The 22,233-nt window shown below is 48.3% G+C and carries 27 protein-coding genes; 22 read left to right on the top strand and 5 right to left on the bottom strand.

The genetic code is table 11. The features are described from left to right. Nucleotides 1–13: 13 nt before the first annotated feature. From CLFS41_RS26515 to clpX, 4 genes are all read left to right on the top strand, one after another. The gene (locus tag CLFS41_RS26515) at nt 14–2,293 is read left to right on the top strand and encodes an LCP family protein (RefSeq protein WP_045094064.1); all 2,280 of its coding nucleotides are present in this window, start codon (nt 14–16) and stop codon (nt 2,291–2,293) included. Nucleotides 2,294–2,550: 257 nt separating this feature from the next. Beyond that, nucleotides 2,551–2,745, top strand: a complete 195-nt coding sequence (locus CLFS41_RS30910; protein ID WP_242856929.1) for a hypothetical protein — start codon at nt 2,551–2,553, stop codon at nt 2,743–2,745. Then, nucleotides 2,685–4,031 carry a trypsin-like peptidase domain-containing protein gene (locus CLFS41_RS26510; protein ID WP_242856928.1) on the top strand — a complete coding sequence of 449 codons (1,347 nt, stop codon included), beginning with the start codon at nt 2,685–2,687 and terminating at the stop codon, nt 4,029–4,031. Before CLFS41_RS30910 ends, CLFS41_RS26510 begins: the two co-directional genes overlap by 61 nt. A gap of 172 nt (nt 4,032–4,203) precedes the next feature. Then, the gene (clpX, locus tag CLFS41_RS26505; protein ID WP_347469069.1) at nt 4,204–5,607 is read left to right on the top strand and encodes an ATP-dependent Clp protease ATP-binding subunit ClpX; all 1,404 of its coding nucleotides are present in this window, start codon (nt 4,204–4,206) and stop codon (nt 5,605–5,607) included. Between the two features lie 71 nt (nt 5,608–5,678). Here the strand turns inward: clpX and CLFS41_RS26500 are convergent, their stop codons facing one another. After that, nucleotides 5,679–7,430, bottom strand: coding sequence for a S8 family peptidase (locus CLFS41_RS26500; protein WP_007869373.1), 1,752 nt, complete (start codon nt 7,428–7,430; stop codon nt 5,679–5,681). A 119-nt stretch (nt 7,431–7,549) separates the two neighbouring features. Between CLFS41_RS26500 and CLFS41_RS26495 the strand changes: the two genes are divergently transcribed. After that, nucleotides 7,550–8,029, top strand: a complete 480-nt coding sequence (locus CLFS41_RS26495) for a signal peptidase II (protein WP_007869371.1) — start codon at nt 7,550–7,552, stop codon at nt 8,027–8,029. 190 nt (nt 8,030–8,219) lie between these two features. On the opposite strand, the gene CLFS41_RS26490 is transcribed toward CLFS41_RS26495, so the two are convergent. Next, the gene (locus CLFS41_RS26490; RefSeq protein WP_007869370.1) at nt 8,220–8,579 is read right to left on the bottom strand and encodes a TIGR04086 family membrane protein; all 360 of its coding nucleotides are present in this window, start codon (nt 8,577–8,579) and stop codon (nt 8,220–8,222) included. Nucleotides 8,580–8,731: 152 nt separating this feature from the next. Between CLFS41_RS26490 and scfA the strand changes: the two genes are divergently transcribed. From scfA to CLFS41_RS26465, 5 genes are all read left to right on the top strand, one after another. Continuing rightward, nucleotides 8,732–8,878, top strand: coding sequence for a six-cysteine ranthipeptide SCIFF (gene scfA / locus CLFS41_RS26485; protein ID WP_002566540.1), 147 nt, complete (start codon nt 8,732–8,734; stop codon nt 8,876–8,878). Between the two features lie 204 nt (nt 8,879–9,082). After that, nucleotides 9,083–10,483, top strand: a complete 1,401-nt coding sequence (gene scfB, locus CLFS41_RS26480) for a thioether cross-link-forming SCIFF peptide maturase (protein ID WP_045094062.1) — start codon at nt 9,083–9,085, stop codon at nt 10,481–10,483. Between the two features lie 4 nt (nt 10,484–10,487). After that, on the top strand, nt 10,488–11,633 hold the full coding sequence (gene tgt, locus CLFS41_RS26475; RefSeq protein ID WP_045094061.1) for a tRNA guanosine(34) transglycosylase Tgt: 1,146 nt from the start codon (nt 10,488–10,490) through the stop codon (nt 11,631–11,633). Nucleotides 11,634–11,680: 47 nt separating this feature from the next. Then, nucleotides 11,681–11,962, top strand: coding sequence for a preprotein translocase subunit YajC (yajC, locus tag CLFS41_RS26470; protein ID WP_007869364.1), 282 nt, complete (start codon nt 11,681–11,683; stop codon nt 11,960–11,962). Nucleotides 11,963–12,088: 126 nt separating this feature from the next. Then, nucleotides 12,089–12,727, top strand: coding sequence for an HAD family phosphatase (locus CLFS41_RS26465; protein ID WP_045094060.1), 639 nt, complete (start codon nt 12,089–12,091; stop codon nt 12,725–12,727). A gap of 1,017 nt (nt 12,728–13,744) precedes the next feature. Here CLFS41_RS26465 and CLFS41_RS26460 read toward each other — a convergent pair. The 3 genes from CLFS41_RS26460 to CLFS41_RS30905 all read right to left on the bottom strand — a co-directional run bounded on the left by CLFS41_RS26460 (nt 13,745) and on the right by CLFS41_RS30905 (nt 16,527). Beyond that, entirely contained in the window at nt 13,745–14,785 is a 1,041-nt protein-coding gene (locus CLFS41_RS26460) for a site-specific integrase (RefSeq protein ID WP_045094059.1), read from the bottom strand. Between the two features lie 172 nt (nt 14,786–14,957). After that, nucleotides 14,958–15,494: a hypothetical protein gene (locus CLFS41_RS26455; RefSeq protein ID WP_045094058.1), complete on the bottom strand. Its 537-nt coding sequence runs from the start codon at nt 15,492–15,494 to the stop codon at nt 14,958–14,960. Nucleotides 15,495–15,549: 55 nt separating this feature from the next. Next, complete coding sequence (locus CLFS41_RS30905; RefSeq protein WP_242856927.1) at nt 15,550–16,527, bottom strand: S24 family peptidase; 978 nt, start codon at nt 16,525–16,527, stop codon at nt 15,550–15,552. A gap of 165 nt (nt 16,528–16,692) precedes the next feature. Here CLFS41_RS30905 and CLFS41_RS26440 point away from each other — a divergent pair, with 165 nt between their 5' ends. The 12 genes from CLFS41_RS26440 to CLFS41_RS26385 all read left to right on the top strand — a co-directional run bounded on the left by CLFS41_RS26440 (nt 16,693) and on the right by CLFS41_RS26385 (nt 22,136). Further along, nucleotides 16,693–16,938 (top strand): DUF739 family protein, encoded by a 246-nt coding sequence (locus CLFS41_RS26440; protein WP_045094057.1) that lies wholly within the window; start codon nt 16,693–16,695, stop codon nt 16,936–16,938. Then, on the top strand, nt 16,935–17,801 hold the full coding sequence (locus CLFS41_RS29200; protein ID WP_052665890.1) for a ParB N-terminal domain-containing protein: 867 nt from the start codon (nt 16,935–16,937) through the stop codon (nt 17,799–17,801). Before CLFS41_RS26440 ends, CLFS41_RS29200 begins: the two co-directional genes overlap by 4 nt. After that, nucleotides 17,773–18,186, top strand: a complete 414-nt coding sequence (locus CLFS41_RS26430) for a hypothetical protein (protein ID WP_045094056.1) — start codon at nt 17,773–17,775, stop codon at nt 18,184–18,186. Before CLFS41_RS29200 ends, CLFS41_RS26430 begins: the two co-directional genes overlap by 29 nt. A 215-nt stretch (nt 18,187–18,401) precedes the next feature. Continuing rightward, nucleotides 18,402–18,626: a hypothetical protein gene (locus tag CLFS41_RS26425; protein ID WP_045094055.1), complete on the top strand. Its 225-nt coding sequence runs from the start codon at nt 18,402–18,404 to the stop codon at nt 18,624–18,626. Further along, nucleotides 18,623–18,820: a hypothetical protein gene (locus CLFS41_RS26420; RefSeq protein WP_045094054.1), complete on the top strand. Its 198-nt coding sequence runs from the start codon at nt 18,623–18,625 to the stop codon at nt 18,818–18,820. The genes CLFS41_RS26425 and CLFS41_RS26420 overlap by 4 nt, the downstream gene beginning before the upstream one ends. 12 nt (nt 18,821–18,832) lie before the next feature. Beyond that, complete coding sequence (locus CLFS41_RS30300; RefSeq protein WP_152649088.1) at nt 18,833–19,024, top strand: hypothetical protein; 192 nt, start codon at nt 18,833–18,835, stop codon at nt 19,022–19,024. Then, nucleotides 19,008–19,211 carry a hypothetical protein gene (locus CLFS41_RS26410; protein ID WP_045094053.1) on the top strand — a complete coding sequence of 68 codons (204 nt, stop codon included), beginning with the start codon at nt 19,008–19,010 and terminating at the stop codon, nt 19,209–19,211. Before CLFS41_RS30300 ends, CLFS41_RS26410 begins: the two co-directional genes overlap by 17 nt. A gap of 158 nt (nt 19,212–19,369) precedes the next feature. Further along, on the top strand, nt 19,370–19,969 hold the full coding sequence (locus CLFS41_RS26405) for an HD domain-containing protein (protein ID WP_045094052.1): 600 nt from the start codon (nt 19,370–19,372) through the stop codon (nt 19,967–19,969). Continuing rightward, entirely contained in the window at nt 19,950–20,741 is a 792-nt protein-coding gene (locus tag CLFS41_RS26400) for a hypothetical protein (protein ID WP_045094051.1), read from the top strand. The genes CLFS41_RS26405 and CLFS41_RS26400 overlap by 20 nt, the downstream gene beginning before the upstream one ends. 12 nt (nt 20,742–20,753) lie before the next feature. Then, nucleotides 20,754–21,335 carry a hypothetical protein gene (locus tag CLFS41_RS26395; RefSeq protein WP_052665888.1) on the top strand — a complete coding sequence of 194 codons (582 nt, stop codon included), beginning with the start codon at nt 20,754–20,756 and terminating at the stop codon, nt 21,333–21,335. After that, nucleotides 21,328–21,630, top strand: a complete 303-nt coding sequence (locus tag CLFS41_RS26390) for a hypothetical protein (RefSeq protein ID WP_045094050.1) — start codon at nt 21,328–21,330, stop codon at nt 21,628–21,630. The genes CLFS41_RS26395 and CLFS41_RS26390 overlap by 8 nt, the downstream gene beginning before the upstream one ends. Before the next feature lie 134 nt (nt 21,631–21,764). Then, on the top strand, nt 21,765–22,136 hold the full coding sequence (locus CLFS41_RS26385) for a hypothetical protein (RefSeq protein WP_045094049.1): 372 nt from the start codon (nt 21,765–21,767) through the stop codon (nt 22,134–22,136). The last annotated feature ends 97 nt before the right edge of the window (nt 22,137–22,233 follow it).

Raw genomic sequence — 22,233 nt, 5'->3', positions numbered from 1 at the left:
TGAGGATAGACGAATGAATCGTGATTTTGAGAATGAATTTGGACAGGAAGATGAGAGATTGAGAAGCCGCAGCCGGCGCCGGGATTCAGGTGCTGGTTCTGGGGCTGATTCAGATACAGCTTCTGCCAGACGCCCCAGATCCGGCCCGGATGATGCCGGTATGGACCGGCCTGCCGCGAAACCGCGCAGACCTGTGTCCGGGACATCACGGGTACGGCCGGAACAGGCGGAGACAGAGGGGAGAAGGATAGCGGGGGCACGCCCGGAGGGGAATGTCAGAAGCAGGGCGGCAGGGGCCCGTCCGGTATCCGGAAACGGTTTGGAAAGCCGGCCCGGGACAGCCCGGTCCAGGAGACCGGAAGGCGCAGGAATGCCGGGAAGCGGAACCAGGTCGTCAGGCGCAACAGCGCCAGGCAGCGGGGCCAGGCTATCAGGCGCAACAGCGCCAGGCAGCGGGGGCAGACCGGCGGGAAGCAGAGCCGGGGCGGAAACCGGAACCAGGCCGGCGGGAGCCAGAGCCGGGGCGGAAACCGGGGCCAGACCGGCGGGGACCAGACGGGAAAGCCGCATTTATACACCGGAGGTCAACCTGGCAGATGACAGGGCATCCGGCGCCAGAGGGGCATCCCTTCGCAGGAACGGCAAGGATATATCGGACCGCAGCGCCGCCAAGGAGACTGCTGCAACAGATAAGGCAGCAGGCGAGACGAAGAAGTTTTACAGGATCATGCTGATCACCATGATCGTTCTGGAGTTTCTGATCATCCTGCCCGGGATTTTCGTGACCAGACAGTTTCTTAAAAAATATAATATGCTCCAGAGAGATCCCAAGTTTAATATTGAGCAGGAAACCAACCCTAACCTGAATGTGGATAAGGTTGCCAATATGAAGGGATACTGGACGGTTGCGCTTTTTGGCGTGGACAGCCGGAACAATTCCGTTGGAAAAGGCAATAACGCGGATGTTATCATCATTGCAAATGTTAACCAGGAAACCAGCGAAATCAAGCTGGTCAGTATTTTCAGGGACAGCTATCTGAATCTGGATGATGAAGGTTCCTATAACAAGATCAACCAGGCTTATTTCAGGGGAGGGCCGGAGCAGGCGATCAAGGCCCTGAACAAGAACCTGGATATACAGATTGACGATTACGCCACCTTTAACTGGAAGGCGGTGGCGGATGCCATCAATATTCTGGGCGGCGTGGATGTGGAATTGAGCAAGGCGGAATTTTATTACATTAACGCTTACATTACGGAAACCGTGGAGGCCACGGGGGTTGCATCCCAGCACCTGAAGTCTGCGGGAGTAAACCATTTGGACGGGGTCCAGGCAGTTGCCTACGCGCGTCTGCGCAAGATGGATACGGACTTTGCCCGTACGGAGCGCCAGCGGGAGATCATACAGAAGTGTTTTGACAAGCTGAAGACAGCGGATTTCGCAGTGATCAACAACGTTATGGAGGTTGTATTCAAACAGATCCTTACCAGTGTTACCCTGGATGATATCATCCCGGCAGCCAAGAGCCTGACAAAATATACCATTGCGGATACGGTAGGATTTCCAATGCAGAGAAGTGATGCCAATATGGGCAAAAAGGGCGACTGCGTCATTCCCCAGACCCTGGAGAGCAATGTGATCGCACTGCATCAGTTCCTGTTTGATGATGATGATTACCAGCCCAGTGACATGGTAAAGAAGATCAGTTCCAAGATATCGGCTGATTCAGGTATGTACAATGAAGGAAAATATATAGACAAGGTAGGTACTGACGGCGGATATATACCAAAGCCCACACAGAGTACGACCCAGGCCGCGGAGACTACCACTAAGAGCGAAGAGGAAGGTACGGATGTTAGTACCTCCGAGATCGATGAGGGAATCATTGACGGTGAGAACGAGTGGGATCTTGAGACCGATGAGTTCGGGGATATCATTGACCCGCCGGAGGATGAAAGTCCTGGTTCCCATCCGGGGACAACGCGGCCGTCAGGTACGACCCGTCCAAGCGGAAGCAGCTCAGCCACTATTCCCTATCCGGGTTATACCACCTCTCCGGCTGATGAGAGCAGTTCATCCGGTGTGTATCCAGGCTCCACCACGTCACCCGGCGGTGAAGTGACCGGGCCAGGTTCTACCACGGCCGCGTATCCGGGCAGTACCACCGGGACCTCGGCATCCTATCCGGGCAGCACCACCGGAACCTCAGCCGCGTATCCGGGCAGCACCACTACTACAGAGGGATATGTTCCCGAAGGACCGGGCTCTGTGATCATCGGACCGGGAAATTAACCTTTACCGGATACCTTTATCCAATGTAAAATAAGGGGGCCAGCAGGTTCACTGTAATTTATGACAGTGCCGGCTGGTCCCTTTTTAGTATTATATAAGAAAATGGTCACATATTTATCACAAATCATTGATACACTCTATTCAGAATCGGAAGATATGCGTGCAAATCAGGAAAGGGGATATATGAATGTACGATAATGATCAGGAATACGGTTGGAAATCATACGATAATCAGGGATATGAAGGCCGTCCATATAATGAACCGCAGTTTGACCAGGGACCCAATTTTAATCAGGGGCCGTCAGGGGGCCAGGGACCATTGGGAGGCCAAGGACCATTGGGAGGCCAAGGACCATTGGGAGGCCAAGGACCATTGGGAGGCCGGGGACCATTGGGAGACCAGGGACCGTCCGGAGACCGGCGTCCTCCAAAGAAAAGGGGCGGACTGTTAAAAAAAGCAGCTTTGATCACAGCAGGAGCGGTCCTGTTCGGAGGTGTTTCAGGAGGCGTCATGGTGGGCGTCCATGTGGCTGCTTCAAGATACCTGAACATTTATGCTTCAGCAGATCCTTCCGGCAAAGAAAACGGAGATCAGCCGGTTCCAGGCCCGGATAACGGCCAGATGGACGGAAAAGGGCAGAATGGGCAAAGCGGCCAGGGCGGATCAGGGTCCCACGAGAAAGTTCCCAACTCAGGAGGGGGAGGAGTGGCGGATGTGTCTGATATTGTGGAAGCGGCCATGCCTACGGTGGTAGCCATTACCAGCACCACTGTTTACCAGAGCAATAATTACGGCTATGGATGGTTTTTCGGCGGTCCCCAGACCTATGAAGTTCCCAGCTCAGGATCGGGGATCATCATAGGGGAAAATGACCAGGAACTGCTCATTGTGACTAATAACCATGTGGTGGAGAGTGCCTCCTCCATGAAAGTGGCATTTATAGATAACGAGGTAGTGGATGCAGTGATCAAGGGAACGGATGCGGAGACGGATCTTGCAGTGATCTCTGTTCCTCTGGACCAGATCAAAGCAGATACAAAGAGTAAGATATCCGTAGCCAAACTGGGAAGTTCAGATGACCTAAAGGTGGGGCAGGGCGTGATCGCCATCGGCAACGCGCTGGGATACGGCCAGTCCGTGACCGTGGGATATGTGAGCGCCCTGGACCGTGAGGTGCGGGTATCCAACAATGCCACCAGAACCCTGCTGCAGACTGATGCTGCCATTAACCCGGGCAACAGCGGAGGCGCCCTTTTGAATATGAAGGGGGAAGTGGTGGGAATCAATGCAGCCAAGTATTCGTCCACAGAGGTGGAGGGGATTGGATATGCGATCCCCATTTCCAAGGCCCAGGATATCATGAGCCAGCTCATGAACAGGAAGACCATGAATCCCGTGGAGGAGGCAAAGCGGGGATATCTGGGAATCCAGGGTACTACGGTAGATGAGGAGACGGCCAGCCTGTTCGGCATGCCCAGGGGAGTCTATGTATACAAGGTCCTGGGAGACGGGGCGGCGGCTGAATCGGATTTAAGGGATAAGGACATCATAACAAAGGTGGATGGACAGTCTGTCAAGACCATGACAGAACTTCAGGAGCTGTTAGCCTGTTATGAACTGGGGGAAGAGCTGGAGCTTACGGTCCAGACCCAGGAAAACGGACAATACCAGGAGCGTATTGTGCAGGTGACCCTGAAGTCCATGCCTCAGGAAGAACAAAGCAATCCTGCACAGTAAGTTAAATTTTTAAAAACAATATGAAATGAAAATGCTTCCTCTTGTTTGGGGAAGCATTTTGTTATATACTTATCCCAATGGCAGAAGACGGCCAGAGAGGCCCTGGAACCACGCAGGGATGCTTGTTACAGAGAGGAGAACTGACTTGGACGACAAAGACTATACCGAAGATGTGAAACCATCCGGTCAAGATAAAGAAGATAATAAGGAAGATGACAAATATGAGAAGGTCTGCTATATGTGCCGCAGGCCTGAGAGCAAGGCCGGTTCCATGATATCCATGCCCGGGGGAATGAACCTGTGTCATGATTGCATGCAGAAAGCTTTTGATTCGGTGACAAAGGGAGGCATGGATTTTTCCAAGTTTTCCAACATGCCGTATATGAATATGAACCTTAATGACCTGAACGTAACCCCTCCCGCGGTGGAGATCCCAAAGAAACAAAAGATCAAGAAAAAGTCCCAGGAACAGCCGGTCCTTACCATGAAGGACATACCCACGCCCCATGTGATCAAGGGAAAACTGGATGAGTATGTGGTCGGACAGGAAAAGGCAAAAAAGGTGGTTTCAGTGGCCGTTTACAACCACTACAAGCGTGCTTTTTTGGACGGTAAGGCAGGGCAGGGAGAGGGAAATGCGGAAAATGCCGAGCCGGATGATGTGGTGATTGAGAAATCCAATATCCTGATGATAGGACCCACGGGAAGCGGGAAGACCTATCTGGTAAAGACATTGGCCCGCCTTTTGGACGTGCCTCTTGCCATTGCAGACGCCACCTCCCTAACCGAGGCCGGATATATCGGTGATGACATTGAAAGCGTGGTCTCCAAGCTTTTGGCCGCTGCTGATAACGATGTGGAGAGAGCCCAGAGGGGGATCATCTTCATTGATGAGATCGACAAGATTGCCAAGAAAAAGCAGACAAACACCAGGGACGTCAGCGGTGAGTCCGTGCAGCAGGAGCTTCTTAAGCTTCTGGAGGGAAGCACGGTGGAAGTGCCTGTGGGCTCCAACCAGAAGAATGCCATGACTCCCATGGCAACCGTGAACACGGATAATATCCTGTTTATCTGCGGAGGAGCATTTCCGGATCTGGAGGAGATCATTAAGGAAAGGCTTAAGAAAAAGTCCTCCATGGGATTTGGCTCTGTCCTCAAGGATACATATGACAGTGATCCCAATATACTGAGCCATGTAACCAATGAAGACCTGCGCACCTTCGGTATGATTCCCGAGTTCCTGGGAAGGCTGCCGGTGACAGTGACCCTTCAGGGGCTTACAGAGGATATGATGGTCCGTATTTTAAAGGAACCCAGGAATGCCATTACCAAGCAATATGAAAAGCTGCTGTCCATGGACGAGGTCAGGCTTGTGTTTGAGGATGACGCCCTTATGTGGATTGCCGAAGAAGCACTGAAAAGGGGAACCGGCGCAAGGGCTCTTCGGGCAATTCTGGAAGAGTTTATGCTGGATATCATGTATGAGATACCCAAGGACCCCAACATTGGTTCTGTTGTGGTGACACGTCCTTACCTGGAGAAGAACGGCGGACCGCTGATCCAGATGAGAGGATGAGAATGAAGTTGAGGATGGGAGGACGGTCCCCAGGACGGCCCGGTGCGGCAAACCGGCAGTCTAAGGGGAATTTACTCCCGTAACCGTAAAAATGTTTCATATAGATCCAGGGCTCCGTATCCCCACTCCCTGTTGGGATACGACAGCGCTGGATTTCTTCTTGCCCCCCGGATCAGGTAAGCTTTGATGGAGGCCTCACTCATGGTAATATTATTTCCTTCCACAATTCCCCATCCTAAAAGATTGGCAGCAGCGCCGGCAACGTGTGCGGCGGCAACCGAGGTTCCGGTCCTGGTGGTCATGGGAACGGAGGTTCCAATCCTGCGCCCGATGGCAGGTCCGCTTACATCAACGCCCGGGGCTGCCAGATCCGGCTTGATCAGTCCTCCCACCGTGTATCCGCGGCTGGAGTGAATGTAGATGCTGTTGTTCAGATGGTTGTAGGCGCCCACTGTGATGGGAGAAGGGGCATTTCCCGGAAGCGTGATGGTGGTGTAAGGACTGGGAGTCAGGAACACGGTTTCCTCCGAGATCAGGTTGTGGGTGGGAAGCCACATGTTAAATTGGCCTGTAAGAAACTGGGTATTGTATACGCGTATTTTCCAGATTCCGGTCGTGGGGGCTTCAAAACGCATAAAAATAAGCTGCCTTCCCGACCCCGCTTCAATCAGCTGGTAATTCACGGTAATGACCGTGGGTTCCAAAAGGAAAGGGATAGAGGTTTCATTTCCGGCTATAATAGGAATACGGCTTATGGTTTCCCCGCTGGGGGAAAGAAATCCAACGGAATATGTGTCAATGGTGGAGGCCCACAGCTCAACCACGAATCCCCGCTGGGATTCCGGCTGCCCCACGCGGATCTCCACATCAACAGAAGACTCTCCTGTGGGTATGGTGCCCATGTAGTGATGACCCCGCCCTGTCTCATTGCCGGCTGCAATAACAGTTGCCGTGCCCAGATATCGGCTGATGTCCTGGAGCATTACGCTGAGAGGGGATGTTCCCTCGTGGCTGCCCAGATTGGAGCCAATGCCGAGAAGGATGACCAACGGTTTTCCGCGGCTGAATGCCTCCACGCGCAGATACTTGATTCCCATCATGATATCATTTTCCTGGTAAGCGTCAGCATCGCTGCTGACAAGGTAGAAATCGCGCAGATACTGTTTGGCAGGTTTTAGCTTGACGATCAGCAGTTCGCATTCCGGGGCGGCTCCGGTAAAATCTTCCTCAGGCAGGAAGCCGCCGGCTGCAATACCGGCCAGAAAGGTTCCGTGTCCATTGGTGTCCGTAGATGGGACCAGGGCAAGTGGATCATCGGATTCCAGGGCCTGGTTGATCTGTTCCCTGGTATACTCTGTGCCATAGGTCGCTCCGCTGGCATTATACCGGTTGGGTACGCCCGGCGGAATCAGGGTTTTATCCTCCGGCAGGCTCTGATCCCAGATGCTGTTGATCCTGGTGGTTCCGTCCGGATTCCGGAACAGGGGATTGGTATAGTCGATTCCCGTGTCAATGATGCCAATGAGTACACCGCGCCCCCGGTTGCCCAGGGCAGGGGATGAATGGGTGGAAAGGATACCGGAAGCTTCCATGCTGGAACTGTCTAAAAGCGTGTACAGTCCGGGGATACTGTAGTAGGAAGTCCGCCTTAATGATATGGGTTCCACAGTGTCCAAGGGAGTATATATAATACTGAAGTCAGTGCTTACAAAGTCCATACAGGGAATGTCTTCCGGGTTACCGATAATTTGCTGCTGGCTTCCGTAACGGTAGATAAAGTCAGCAATGGTTTCTGAGGCTGAGTTAAAAGGGCAGTCTGCCATGACATACCTCGTACAGGGTATTTGCTATTATTATATGCTGAATTTTAGAAACCTTTCACTGGACGGCAGTGTGAAACCATAGTAGAATGAAAGAAAAGCGTGGAAAGGAAGGCGGACATATGATTTATGGTTGGATAATAGGCGGTCTGGCGGCGCTGGATCTTGGCATAAAAAGTGTGATCGAAAGCGAGGAGGATGATACATTTCCAAGAGATCTGCCCTCAGCCAAGGGCCTGATCAAGGTTCACAAGAATCACAACGCAGGTTTTCCCTTTGGATTTATGAAGGAGCGGCCGGAACTGGTCAAAGGGATTCCGCTCATGGTCATCTCAGCCATGGCCGGCGCCCTGTGCGCCCTGCTCCAGGACAAAGGAAAGACAGCCCAGAAAGCGGGGATTGCCATTATCATAGGCGGAGCTCTCAGCAATCTCTACGACAGAGTGGTCCGGGGCTATGTGGTGGATTATTTTTCCATCGAATGGGAGCCGATCAAGAAAGTGGTATTCAATCTGGGAGACATGTTCGTATTTCTGGGAAGCACGATCATTATGCTGGAGCAGACAGCAAAAAGCCTGGCCGAGGTCAGGAAAAAGAAATAGGTAAGAAAAATAGATAAAAAGTACAAGGAAAAATAAGTAAAGAAACACAAACGAAAGAAGACCGCAGTCTCCCCAAGACCGCGGCCTTTTTCTAACCGGCGATTTAAGTGGTGAAGGGGGAGCGGTACAGCAGTGGGTGAGAGGAATGGATGCACCTATCTCTCCCCCCACCTACCCCCCAAGTCCCCCCTTAACTGATCATTCCCCCAATGGTTCCGCCCAGGGCGCATACGCCCATGACTGTCACGGAACGTTCCATATCAATTGGTGAACCCATGTTCATGGCCCAGGATACAGCGAACAGGACCACAAAATAGAACAGACCGGCCAGAAGCCCCCAGAAGAACCGGCGCTGCCTGATCCCTTTTCCGGCAACAAAACCGCCTGCCAGACAGGTGATAAAGTAAACTGCATACACCATGAGGTTTACCTGTCCCTCTTTCAAATGCAGTTTATACAGGGCAAATGCCAGGGCGGCCAGGAGGATTCCGGACAGCACGTAGGAAATGAGCAGGGAGCGGACCATGGGCTTAACGATACCATTTTCCATAGGATTATTCTCCTTCATAAGAATCTATGTTGCAGTATATTCCCGGAGGCGCCGTGAATATGACAAACCTTTGTAATTTACCGTTGCAAGGGGCTTTAACCTGTGTTATAATTTCAAGGAATTATATTTTGGATAAGAGGAGGTGCCGTAATATGAAGCACGTTAAGACATTGAATACGAATACCTTGAAGGATACCATGAAAAAGGGCGGATGCGGCGAGTGCCAGACTTCCTGCCAGTCAGCATGTAAGACATCCTGCACCGTTGGAAACCAGAGCTGCGAGAACGCTAACCGCTAGAGTGTATTTTATAAACACACGTTAGCATTGCTCAGACAGATCAAAGATACGTAAGGAAATTTGGTATAAAGCCCCTATGGTCGCTGGGATTATAGGGGCTTTGCCACGCAAAGGGATGGGCCGGTACTATGACAATGGGGAGTGTGATCGATCAATACCCCCTGCCGCACCGCAAAAGGCCCCTTAGAAAGAGAGAGTAGATTCGTGATTCATCAATTTATTAATAATGGTTACCATATTATACTGGATGTGAACAGCGGTTCCGTCCATGTGGTAGACCCTGTCGTATATGACGCAGTGGCGGTGGTGTCAGAGCTGGTTCCGGAGATGGAAAAGCCTGAACCCTTGTCTTCCAAGGTCAAGTCTGATGTATTTGACCGCCTGTGGGGCAAATACACACCCGAGGAGCTGGGAGAGGCCCTTGAGGACATCGAGGAGCTGATCGCCATGGAGCAGCTTCTTACAAAGGATATTTACCGTGATTTTGTTGTGGATTTTAAGCAGCGCAAGACAGTGGTCAAGGCCCTTTGCCTTCACATTGCCCATGACTGCAACCTGGCCTGCAGATATTGTTTTGCAGAGGAAGGGGAATACCACGGCCGCCGTGCCCTGATGAGCTATGAGGTTGGCAAAAAGGCCCTGGATTTCCTCATTGCCAATTCGGGGAACAGGGAGCATCTGGAAGTGGACTTTTTTGGCGGTGAGCCGCTGATGAACTGGGACGTGGTGAAGCGCCTGGTGGAATACGGCCGTTCCCAGGAGGCGGAGCACCATAAGAAATTCCGTTTTACCATCACCACCAACGGCGTGCTTTTAAATGACGAGATCATGGATTTCTGCAACAGGGAGATGAGCAACGTGGTCATGAGCCTGGACGGACGCAAGGATATCAATGATAAGATGCGCCCCTTCCGCAATGGCAGCGGCAGCTATGACCTGACTGTTCCCAAATTCCAGAAATTCGCCAAAAGCCGCGGCCAGAAGGACTATTATGTGCGGGGGACATTTACAAGGAACAATCTGGATTTTGCAGAGGATGTGCTCCACTATGCGGATCTGGGATTTGAGCAGATGTCCATGGAACCCGTGGTATCTGATCCGGCTGAGGATTATTCCATCCGCAGAGAGGATCTTCCGGCCATCCTTAAGGAGTATGACAAGCTGGCCCTGGAATATATCAAGCGCAAAAAAGAGGGAAGGGGATTTAACTTCTTCCATTTTATGCTGGATCTGAAAGCAGGCCCCTGTGTAGCAAAACGTATGGCGGGCTGCGGTTCAGGCACCGAGTACCTGGCGGTTACCCCATGGGGGGACTTCTATCCCTGCCATCAGTTTGTGGGCAATGAAGAATTTCTCATGGGAAATGTGGACACTGGTATTGTGAACACGGATATAAGGGATGAATTTAAGACCTGCAACGTGTATGCCAAGGAAGGCTGCAAGGACTGTTTTGCAAGATTCTACTGCAGCGGCGGATGTTCAGCCAATGCATACAATTCCAGCGGATCCATTAACGGCGCTTACGAGATCGGCTGCGAGATGCAGAAAAAGCGTATTGAGTGCGCCATCATGATCAAAGCTGCTCTTGCAGATGAAGAGGCTTAATAATATGAAATATCAGGTTATAACAAAGGACCAAAAAGCAAAGCGGGCCAGAATGGAGACCGTACACGGCGTTATAGAAACTCCGGTATTCATGAATGTGGGAACCGTGGGCGCCATTAAGGGCGCGGTTTCAACCGATGACCTTAGGGAGATCGGCACTCAGGTGGAACTGTCCAACACCTACCATCTCCATGTGCGCACAGGGGATAAGCTGATCAAAGAATTTGGCGGACTTCACAAATTCATGAGCTGGGACAGACCTATTCTCACGGATTCCGGCGGATTTCAGGTGTTTTCCCTGACCAAGCTGCGCAAGATTAAAGAAGAAGGCGTTTATTTTAACTCGCATATAGACGGGCATAAGATATTCATGGGACCGGAGGAGAGCATGCAGATCCAGTCAAATCTGGGTTCCACCATTGCCATGGCATTTGATGAATGTCCTCCCAGTCATGCCAGTGATGAGTATATCCGCCGGTCCGTTGACCGCACCACCAGATGGCTGGCCCGCTGTAAGGAAGAGATGGCCCGTTTAAACGGACTGCCGGACACCGTGAACAGGGAACAGCTGCTGTTTGGAATCAACCAGGGCGGTGTGGTGGATGAGATCCGGATCCAGCATGCCAAGACCATACGGGAGATGGACCTGGACGGCTATGCGGTGGGTGGACTTGCTGTGGGGGAAAGCCATGAGGAAATGTACCACATCCTGGATGTGACCGTTCCCCATCTGCCCGAGGACAAGCCCGTTTACCTTATGGGAGTTGGAACCCCGGCCAATATCCTGGAAGCAGTGGACCGCGGAGTGGATTTTTTCGACTGCGTGTATCCGTCCAGAAACGGACGCCATGGCCACGTGTACACCAACCATGGTAAACTGAACCTGTTTAACCAGAAATATGAGCTGGACAGCAGGCCCATTGAAGAAGGCTGCGGGTGCCCGGCGTGCAGATCCTACAGCAGGGCTTATATCCGCCATCTGCTGAAGGCGAAAGAAATGCTGGGAATGAGATTATGCACCTTGCATAATTTGTATTTTTATAATACAATGATGAAAGAGATTCGCGACGCCATCGAGGAGCACCGCTACAGTGAGTACAAAGCGGCCAAGCTTGCAGGCATGGAGAGCTCTCTAAAGGCTAATGAATAATTAACTACTGTGGCGAGGCGGCAGTAGATGTGAAGGAGGAAGTGAGAATGAATACAAGTAGTCCGATATTCTGGATTCTCTATATTGTTCTTCTGGGTGGTATGTTATATTTTATGGCAATCCGTCCTCAGAAGAAGGAGAAGCAGAGACAGCAGGAGCTGTTAAACAGCGTTGCAGTAGGAGATACCATACTGACCAGCAGCGGATTTTACGGTGTAATCATCGATATGACAGATGATACTGTAATCGTTGAATTCGGCAACAACAAGAACTGCCGTATTCCTATGCAGAAGGCTGCCATTGCTCAAGTTGAGAAAGCGGAAGCCTAACATGACATGAAACCCGGGGCATTGTCCCGGGTTTTCTGTATATAAGATTACACAGTCTATAAGATCTTACAGTCTATAAAGTTTTGCAGTCTATAAAATTTAGCAGTCTTCCAGGAGGTAAATTGGATGATTAAACATATAGTCTTTGATATGGGACAGGTTCTGGTAAGTTACGTGGGAGATCTGGTCTGCCAGAAGTGCATAGAGGATGAACAGGAGAGGAAGGAAGTGAGCACATCCGTATTTGTGTCCCCGGAGTGGATCCTTCTGGACATGGGTGTCATGCCGGAGGAGGAGGCCCTTAAGAAAATGCAGGACCGCCTGGACACGGAGCACAAGCGGGATATGGCTGCCTGGTGCTTTTGGCATTGGCACGAATACAACATGAGACCTAAGGAAGGAATGGAGCAAGTGGTAAGATGGCTTAAATCCATGGGGTATGGGATCTATCTCTGCTCCAATGCATCGGTGCGCCTCCTGACTTGCTATAAAGAGGTGATACCTGCCATTGACTGTTTTGACGGGGTTTTGTTTTCCGCGGATGTCCAGTGCTTAAAGCCGCAGAAGGAGATGTACCAGCATCTGTTTGACCGTTTCCGCCTGAAACCGGAGGAGTGTTTTTTTATCGATGACCTGAGTCTGAACATAGAGGGGGCACGCAGGTGTGGGATGGACGGATACTGTTTTGAGGACGGGGATGTAGGGAAACTGAAGGAAGTCCTGGGTTCCTTAAACCGCCAGCAGCCGCATTTTAATGAGAAGTAGTGGGAAGTATGGCAATCAATGGTAAGTGACGGATGTTTGTGGTAAGTATGGCAATTCTTATGATGGAAATACATAGAAAAAGCTCCGTACCAATTGGTACGGAGCCATTTTCTTTAGGATTTCGGATTTTCAAAAAGGGTTGAAGGATAGTTGTTAAATATTCGTGCATTTCTTATGTACTTAGTATAGCATGCAATCCTCCAAAATGTTTGAATGTTCCTTGAATAGATTATTAAGAATTTCTTAATTCAAATATACGAGAAAATAACGGCCGGTCCTAGATGGCGAGAGTGCCTTGCAGAATCACATATCTGAGACACAAAACTCCTTTGGCCCCCTATCACCGTATTTGGGTGTCCTGCAAGGCAACGGATGGAGGCGCACTTTGGCGTACGCAGATTAATGTTAACGCGGCCAGCCGCCAAAAGATGGCTGGATAGAGACGAATAAACGGCGCAGCACAAAAGAATCCCCCAGAGTTGCCGCTCTGGGGGATTCACTTTGTCCGATGGACCATAACCACATACTTTAGCTAAATTCATTATAATCCGAGTGGTGAGAAATGTCGATAGCATTTTCAGGATAACAATCATACCGTACTTATGGAAAATAATTGCTATATAACTGCAGCTTCGTCTTTCGCGACTGCATACTGGGAGATCTGTTCCACAAACTTACCACTGCCTGAATGGGATAGAAGTTAAGAACCCCTTATAAAGGGGGATGGCCCGGTCTGGTACGCCCTTTCAGGCGCCAGTACCGGGCCGCGTCATCTCTGACTGAAATCAATATATCACAGTTTGGGATGAAACTCAATAGTAGTCAGATAATCGTAATGAAGCGTAATATTTCTTACAAAAAAGTTGGGCTTTTGCGAAAGAAAGTATGAAGAAAAAACCGCCTGAGTACATCCGTGCACTCGGGCGGTTTTTAGTGGAAGTAATGGGGCTCGAACCCACGGTAAAACCCTTATTTTACAAGGCTTTCAGGGCTCCGTGTGATACTTCGTGTGATACTTTATTTGGACAGCCCAGATACCTTGATAAAGTGTTTGTTTATCTTTTTCGTTTGGCGGACGGTCTCCAGATCAATGACATCCCTATACACAGTCTTCATCACGTTGTCAGTAGCCCATCCGCCGCGCTGGAGGATATATTGATCAGGTACACCGATGGCATGCATGATGCTGGCTGCATAATGCCGTAAATCATGAAATCGGAATTTAGGAAGCCCTGTTGATCTGATGGCCCGTTCAAACCTGTGGGTGACTTGATCCGGGGTGGCTTTAATGATCCGCCCGTCTATGCCTCTCATTTTCTCTATCACGAAGTCGGGAAATTCCACTCGCCGGTAACTCCCGAAGGTCTTCGGAGGCTTTATATGCCACATCTTGTCCGGCCCCATGACCATGCTCTTGTTTACGTCTACCATATTTCCATGTATGTCACTGCTGTCCAAAGCGCAGATCTCACCACGGCGCAGGGGGCCGAAAGCAGCCAGGAGAATTGCTATCTCCAGTTCTTTGCCTTCCACATGCTGGAGCAGGGTTTTTATATCCTGATCGGAAGGTGTGTATAGATCAGGGCGCTCCTTGGCAGGGAGTGTGGTTTTGATCCGGAAATCTGGATGGAACATTTCCAGGGCCCCGGATACAAGGCCATGGGCATTTCTGACACTTTTAGCACTTACCTTGGAAGATATATTGCTTACCCATACCTGAAGGGACGTGTTACTGAGATCGTTAAGTTTGATACGTCCCAGTTCATAGGGCTTGATATAATTGCGCTGTACGGCTTCGTAACCTCTTATGGTACTAGGAGACAGCACGCCTCTTTTGGCGTCTATATACCGCGTTACAGCGTCATATACGGTAAGGTTTTCGGATGCGGCATTTGCTTTCCCGGTAATCCATTGCATTGCCATAAACTTAGCTTCTTTTTTTGATGGGGCTGTGAAGGATTTATAATGCTTTTTTCCATCCACATCAGTATAATCATATACCTGGATGCGGACATTGCCGGATGGCAATTTGTTTTTCTTTTTCTTATCCTGTGCCATATATCATTCCTCCTTAAAAATAGGTAAAAGAAATACGCCCCTTGCCAGGACGCTCCAGGAATGATATAATTTCTTTGGATAAAAGAATATCTTCTGGGCGTACCCGGTAAGAGAATCTATGTGAAAAGCCTTGGGAGTTCGCAGCTCCTGGGGCTTTTTGCTTACTATGCTATTAATATTGCCAATCCCCGTGCCGCGCATGAAGGAGGCCGTTTTTAAAGGTTATCCTAATTTTTGATTCTGCATCCTGAGAGTACCATCTGACCTGCAAATAGTCGTAGGTTTGACTTCCAATCTGGCGGCGTTCAGTATTAGTAACCTCATGTTCTTTGCCAAGTATGGAGATAACCTGGTCATAAGTCATGCCTTCTTGAAGTTGGTTATATAATTCTTCAGATGCATATTTCCTGCCGTCTATAGTCATATCAATATATTTTCCGGATGAATCATAAAGACATCCATCGGTCGCCACACCAGCCCACGAAGGCAATGTGCCACTATCGTCAATCCAATACCATGTGCCGTCCTCGTCCTGAATCCACTCGTTTTCTGCATACTCCCCATTGTCTTTGACGTAAAACCACAGGTTCTCGTAAGTATTGATACTCCATTCGGTTTCATGGGTATGTGTCCAGGTTCCAGCCAGGGCAGTGCTGCTCAGTACTATGGACATCGCAAGCGTTGTGAGTAGCAATTTTGTTTTTCTCATAAACAAATCCTCCTTAGTTTTGTCTGCACCATTTTATTAAAGAGCCATAGGCTGATTAATCATCGAATTTTCCTATTACTTTTCCCATACATACAACATTATCTTCCTCATGAATAGGTATGCTGGGATATTCCTTATTGTGGGAGATAAGCTCATTCTTTCCAAGCTCTTTGATAAACGCATTTCCATTTATAACGAACACTCCAATATCCCCTGTTTGCATTTCCATATTCTGACTAACCAAAGCTATATCACCGTCATTAAAGCTGGGCTCCATACTGTCTCCATTTACATCCAGTGCAAAGTCAGCATTGTGATATTTTGGAATGTCGGGCAGTTCTATATCATCTTCAGCCTCATTTCCTAATATAAAGATACCGGTTCCGGCTGATACGCCGCCACGGTAGTAAGGAATGACAAACAAGTTATTGTTGCGGCGAGGCTGAAAATCTATGATGGTTGTGCTGCTAATATCATTGGCATATGGATCTTGATACTCTGGTATCTTAGTTAATAGGACTATCTGCTCAAGAGCCTTGTCCTGGCCAGCATTGTTTAATAAGCTGAAACTTACAAGCAGCTGTCTTGCTCTTTCACCTTCATATAAATCAGATATTTCACGATGAGGGATATTAAAAGCTTTGGCGGCTCTTTCCGTCACTGTGGGTAATTCTTTTTTGATAGCCTCATGCTCTTCTTTGGTTAGATCGTAATCTTTGTTCAATAATTTTTCCAATGCAGAGTTGAAGGGACAGTCATCGGGCGTAGTGGGAAACTTTAAAGAGCGGCGTTCCATTGGAACATCATAGCCCATAAGCCATGCCTCATTAACATTAAGGGCAGCTCCTAAAACAAATAATTTATCCTGATTGGGTTCTGTTTTTCCAGAACAATATTGGCTTATATCTGACTTATTCATTTTAACATTATACTTTTCACAATAAGGAGCAGCTAATTTCAGGATGTCAACTTGACGGATACCCCTTGCGTCCATTATTTTTTTTAATCGAATTGCAGTGTTTTCCTTTTCCATATATAATACCGCCTTTCTGTTTTCCACTATAACATATATTGAACAAAAGTTCAAGACAAAAAACCTAGAAAGTTAAAAATATCGAACTTATGTATTGACAACTTAAAAGCGAGGTGCTATCATATGGGTAGTTCAAAATATTTAACTTGAAAGGAGGTAATCCACGTGGCATTTGATTATAGTAGACTGCGGGGCAGAATTGTGGAAATTTTTGGAACTCAAGCCTGTTTTGCGGTTGCAATGGGTTGGTCAGAAAGAACACTTTCTCTGAAAATGAATGGCCTTAGAGCATGGAAACAGCCAGATATTTGCAAGGCAGTCGATCTTCTTAAATTATCTGACAAAGATATTCCATCATTTTTTTTTAAAACAAAAGTTCAAAGTTTTGAATTTGATAAGGGGGAAGTATGATTCTGAAGATCAGTGACGTAAAAATCGGCCAGCGTGTTCGGGACGAATACGGTGACATGGAAGCCCTGGCAGATAGTATTAAAGAACACGGCTTACTTCACCCCATCGTGGTTGATTCAGATTATAACCTAATTGCTGGCTGCCGGAGGTTGTTGGCATGTGAACGGATTGGGCTGACTGAAATTGAAGCAAAAGTATTAGAGGACATCTCCGAAAAGGAACTGCGGGTTCTGGAACTGGAAGAGAACATCCGGCGCAAAGACCTGACGGAGCTGGAGAAGTCTAAAAATCTTGTGGAACTGGCAGAGATTAAGGAGCAGGAGTTAAAGAAACAGTTATCAACGGATTCCGTTGATAAGTACAGGAGGGATGCACACAGACCTGTAAATCCGGTTTCTATGCAAAACATCTCAAAAGAAATTGGAGTTCCAGTACAAACATTAAAAGATGCCAAGCAGCACGTTAAGGCTGTAGAAGAATTTCCTCCGCTTGCTGACCTGCCGAAGTACCAGGCCATGGAGACCGCTAAGGAGCTCCGCAAGGCTTCACCAGAGGATCAGGGAAAGATTATCGATTTCGCCCAGAGGAGAGCACAGACAGCTAAGGCTCAGACAGCGGACGAATACAGTGCCTATATAGACGAGTGCTGGAAGATGACCAAGAAGTACCACAAAGCGATCAATGCCTTTATGTGGATTCAGGCAGATGAAAAGGAACTGAGCATGCTAAGCGAGATAATCCATGCGGATACCGCCTCAGGGCATCTGCGTGAGGTCGAGGATTCAATTGCTAAGTTGTCAAGAGTAAGAAATTTTTTGAAAGGAGTGATAGAACATGACCAGAACAAGAAAGCTGGAATCTAAAGCAAGGGAAGTCATTAAACAGAAGCTGTATGAGATGGGAGAGGTAGAAACGGAAGTAGTGATGGAGATGATTAGACCACATTTTCTATTTAATGCAATAACAGCAAAGGAAAGGGAACTACGGCGAACCGCACAGCAGATGATGTCAAGCATGCGGGACGACAAGGGGATAAGGACTGTGTTTGCATGCAATGTGGACGGTGTGTCGAAGTATGTCAACATTGATAAGAGTAAGGATCTTGACAACTTGCGTGGCGTTGATGCCCAGCTCCGGACAAAATTTGAAGGCTTGAAAGCGTCAAGTGCTAAGGCATCAAAGCGGCGTATGGAGGTTGAGGGACAGTTGAGTCTTGACCTAAAAGAAATAACAAATACCGGAAAATAAGAAAGAGAAACTATACCACTATCGCATGCGTGTATCAGTGGGAAAAGGAGGTGAGAGAGGGATGAGTCCAAAGACCAGCTATCTAATGCTATCGGTATCAGTGCTACTAAATTCAATTACGTTATGTATTTTAGTATGTAGCAAATTGCTTGGAACATAACAGGTATAGTTATACCAAGGAGGGGGAGAAAACACAAGAAAGGAGGATGCCCGGCATGAAAAAGAGCGATTACCAACGACAAGAGGATGAAGTAAAACTCCTCATCTGTGAGGCTAAGATAAGAAATAACCTGACGGACGAAGGCCTGGCAAGAAAAATCGGGATACCCTTTAGTACTCTGGGGAAGCTGAAATGCCATCCGGGAGATTTTAGGATGCACCATATCTGGCTGATTGAACAGTTGGCCGGAAGACCCCTGAAAGGAGGAACAAGCCAATGATACAGGTGATACCACCGCCAAATGAACAAACTTACGAAGAACTGCAGCAAAAATGTGCCTGGCTTAAAGGACGTTTGAGGGAATCCCACAGAAACTACCTGGATGCACAGGCATGGAAGATAGCCCTTTCAATCACCTCAACGGTAAGCACAGTACTGCTGATACTGACGTGGACGGGATACATAACAATATGAAAGGAGGTGATTATGGTGAGCAGACGAAAGAACGGAACAAACCGTGCGGCGGCAGCCCTGGGGATTAATCCCTTCGGCTGGGGTAACGGAAAGGCAAGAAAAAGGCCGAGGGAGCTGCGAACTCCGGTCGGCCAGATGAAAATTAACTCTACAGATAATATAGCACAGATAGAAGGGGGTTGTAAAGATGGCAAATGTAACTGAAATCAGAATGAATAACGTGCCTGTGGATCTGTTTCTCCAAGGACAGATGGCAGTTGAAAGGATCAATGCTGTGCAGGAATACGTCAATTCGGTTAAGTATGCAGATAATGATGTTGTATTCAGCATCCTGGGGATAAAAAAGAAAGCACAGCAGGAGGCCGGTAATGATGCATCCATACCATTGTGATTCCTGTGGCTGTTATATGGATCCGGGAGAGGGTCATACATGTGACGAATGTCAGAAAAAGGAATCAGATTATAGGAAACTGAATCAATCTGTGCAGGATACCATCCAATTGACAGAGGGGTGGCAATATGAGCTAACTTTAGATGGAGGATACTTATATGGAGAACATTAAGAATAGAATAGAGGAATTATTATTATCAACTGATAGGCAGGGAATTGCTGACCTTCTGGTGGAAATGGATGGGATGGGATTTTATACAGCGCCATGCAGCACACAGTATCATCTGGCCTATCCTGGGGGATTGGCTGAACACAGCCTGAATGTATATGAACTGATGGACAAGCTTTCCGGCATCCTGTATCCAGAAGTAGATAAGAGCAGTGTCATCATATGTGCATTGCTTCATGACCTTGGTAAGGCTGGACAGTTTGGGAAGCCGAACTATATTATCAACATGCTTAAGGGCCGTGGCAAGAATGCAGAGCCATACCAGTCCACTACGAAGCCGTATATTGGAAATCCTGATCTTTTATATATTGATCACGAAGTACGTTCTGTTCAGATTGCAGGCCGCCACATTGAACTTACGGAGGATGAGAATTGGGCAATCCTGATGCACAATGGTATGTACGGCAACTTTAAATACCAGATACAGGGAAAGGAGACACCCTTGTACTTGCTGTTACATATGGCTGATATGTGGGCCAGCCGGGTGACTGAAAAGGAGTGTGGGACAGATGGGGAAAGCGAAGATTGAATTTAGGCTACTTAAGAAGGATGAAATAGACTGCCGGATTGCAATGGTATCCCAGAATGGATTATCCCTGCTGCTGTATAAGGATGCCAGAGTGGATCAGAACATCCTTGATGAGACCGTAGGACCCATGGGATGGCAACGGAGACACTGCCGGGACAATGCCAACTGTATTGTATCCATCTGGGATGATGATAAGAATCAGTGGATCGAGAAAGAGGACACAGGGACAGAAAGCAATACAGAGAAGGAGAAAGGGCTTGCTTCTGACAGCTTTAAGAGGGCCTGTTTTAACTGGGGTATTGGACGGGAACTTTACACGGCGCCATTCATCTGGATTAGTAGTAGGGACTGTGAAATCTGTGAGAATGGTATGGACCGAAACGGGAAGGTGAAATATAGCTGTTACGACCGTTTTTATGTGTCACGCATCGGATACGATGACAACCGGAACATAAATTCTCTTGAAATCAAGCGCTGTAAGAGCAAAAAGGTTGTGTACAAACTGGGCCAGTCCGAGAGCCAGCAGGAGCAAAATGGACCAGATCTAGTGAGTGAGGCCCACATCAATACATTGCTGTTGGAATTACAGCGGACGGGAGTAGGGAAACCCAGGATCCTACAGAATTATAAACTGAGTGATATCCGTGATATGAAGATAGATCAATTCCGAGACGCAATGAATGTATTGAAGAAGAAACCGAATAAGCCTATCGAACCAGACCCGGAAACAATCCCTCCAGATGAACTAGAGGCTGGGCTTCCGTGGAATTAAAAGGAATAGCCTATGGACTGTAAAGGGATTTTGAAGAATGTTACAAAAGATTGGATCACAGGAAAGTTCTTGCTCACATTTGAAGTTGATAATGATGTAAGCAGTGAAATCACCCCGTTGTCTGATAAGCTTTTAGCGATTACTGCTAAGGTGTATCGGAGGAAGCGCAGCTTGGATGCCAATTCGTATTATTGGCAACTATTAACCAAATTGGCCGTGGCATCTGGGATATCTAAGAGTAGAGCGCATAATTTGATGCTCCGCCGGTATGGTCAGCTGGAAGAGGTAGATGATCATCTGATATATGTTGTTGTGCCAGATGATGATGAGGGAGAATGCAAGGCCTTGGAGGCAGAGACATACCATATCAAGCCTACGACTGAGGTTAAAGTAGCTGGTGACGGGACCCCATTTCGGACGTACATCATGCTGCGCGGATCAAGTACTTATGATACTACCGAAATGAGTCATCTCATAAACGGATTGGTATCTGAATGCAAGGACATGGATATTGAGACGCTTCCTCCTCGTGAGATAGAGAGGATGATGCAGATATATGATCAGAACTCTAGGAAGAGGGGGCAGGATGGCTAAAAAGTTGTGGAGCGTTTTTACCGATGACATGGACCATTGCTATTTTACGGGTAGTCCATATGTGGAGCGCCATCACATATTTGAGGGAAGGCAGGGGTATGGGCCGAAATCGGAAAATAGAGGTTTCATAATCCCGCTCCGGTATGACCTGCATCCAAACGGTGCCAAATTCCAGGCAACGGCTGAGAATAAGCAGATAGACAATAAGCTTAAGCGGATGGCCCAGGAATACTATGAGGAGCATTACGGCAGCCGCGAAGATTTTAGGCAGGAATTTGGAAAGAGTTACTTATAGCAAGGTATCAAATCCCCTTAGGGATGATACATAGAACAACACTTGGTCAGATTGCGATATGTCACGATATACTTTCTGACCCTGGGCCGGGACCTATCAAACCTCCTTTACCCGGCCCGAAAGGAGGGATTGATTTGAGAAAACGCACGAAGAATTTCACGATCATACAATGTGCCGTATATAACGCCCTGAAAATTGGAAAGGAAAATGCAATGAGTAGGGATGAACTTATATTGGCAACAGGCTATACAGATAGGCGTATCCGGGAAGCAATAGAGGCACTGCGTCATATCAGGCCTATTCTGAATCTTGATGATGGTGACGGATATTACATACCGGATATGACCCCTCAAGGCCGCCAGGAAGCCGCTCTGTGGCTATCCAGGCAGGATAGAAGGATACAGAGCATGAAGGATGCCACAAGAGGGGTAAGGCGGTTTTTAAACAAAAAGAAAAGTAAGGATGTTCCGGGACAAATAAGCATGTTTGGGGCAGGGGTGATGTAGATGGGAAAACCGCAACGTGAGAAAGGGAAACGTGGTGAGCGTGAACTTGCCAATCTCCTTAAGGACCATGGATACAATTGCCGTAGGAGCCAGCAGT

The sequence above is a fragment of the Clostridium sp. FS41 genome, from assembly GCF_000954015.1.
In the GTDB taxonomy this organism is placed as follows: Bacteria; Bacillota; Clostridia; order Lachnospirales; family Lachnospiraceae; genus Enterocloster; species Enterocloster citroniae.
Note: the sequence above shows the minus strand (reverse complement) of the source record. Positions and strands in the feature narration are given on the sequence as shown.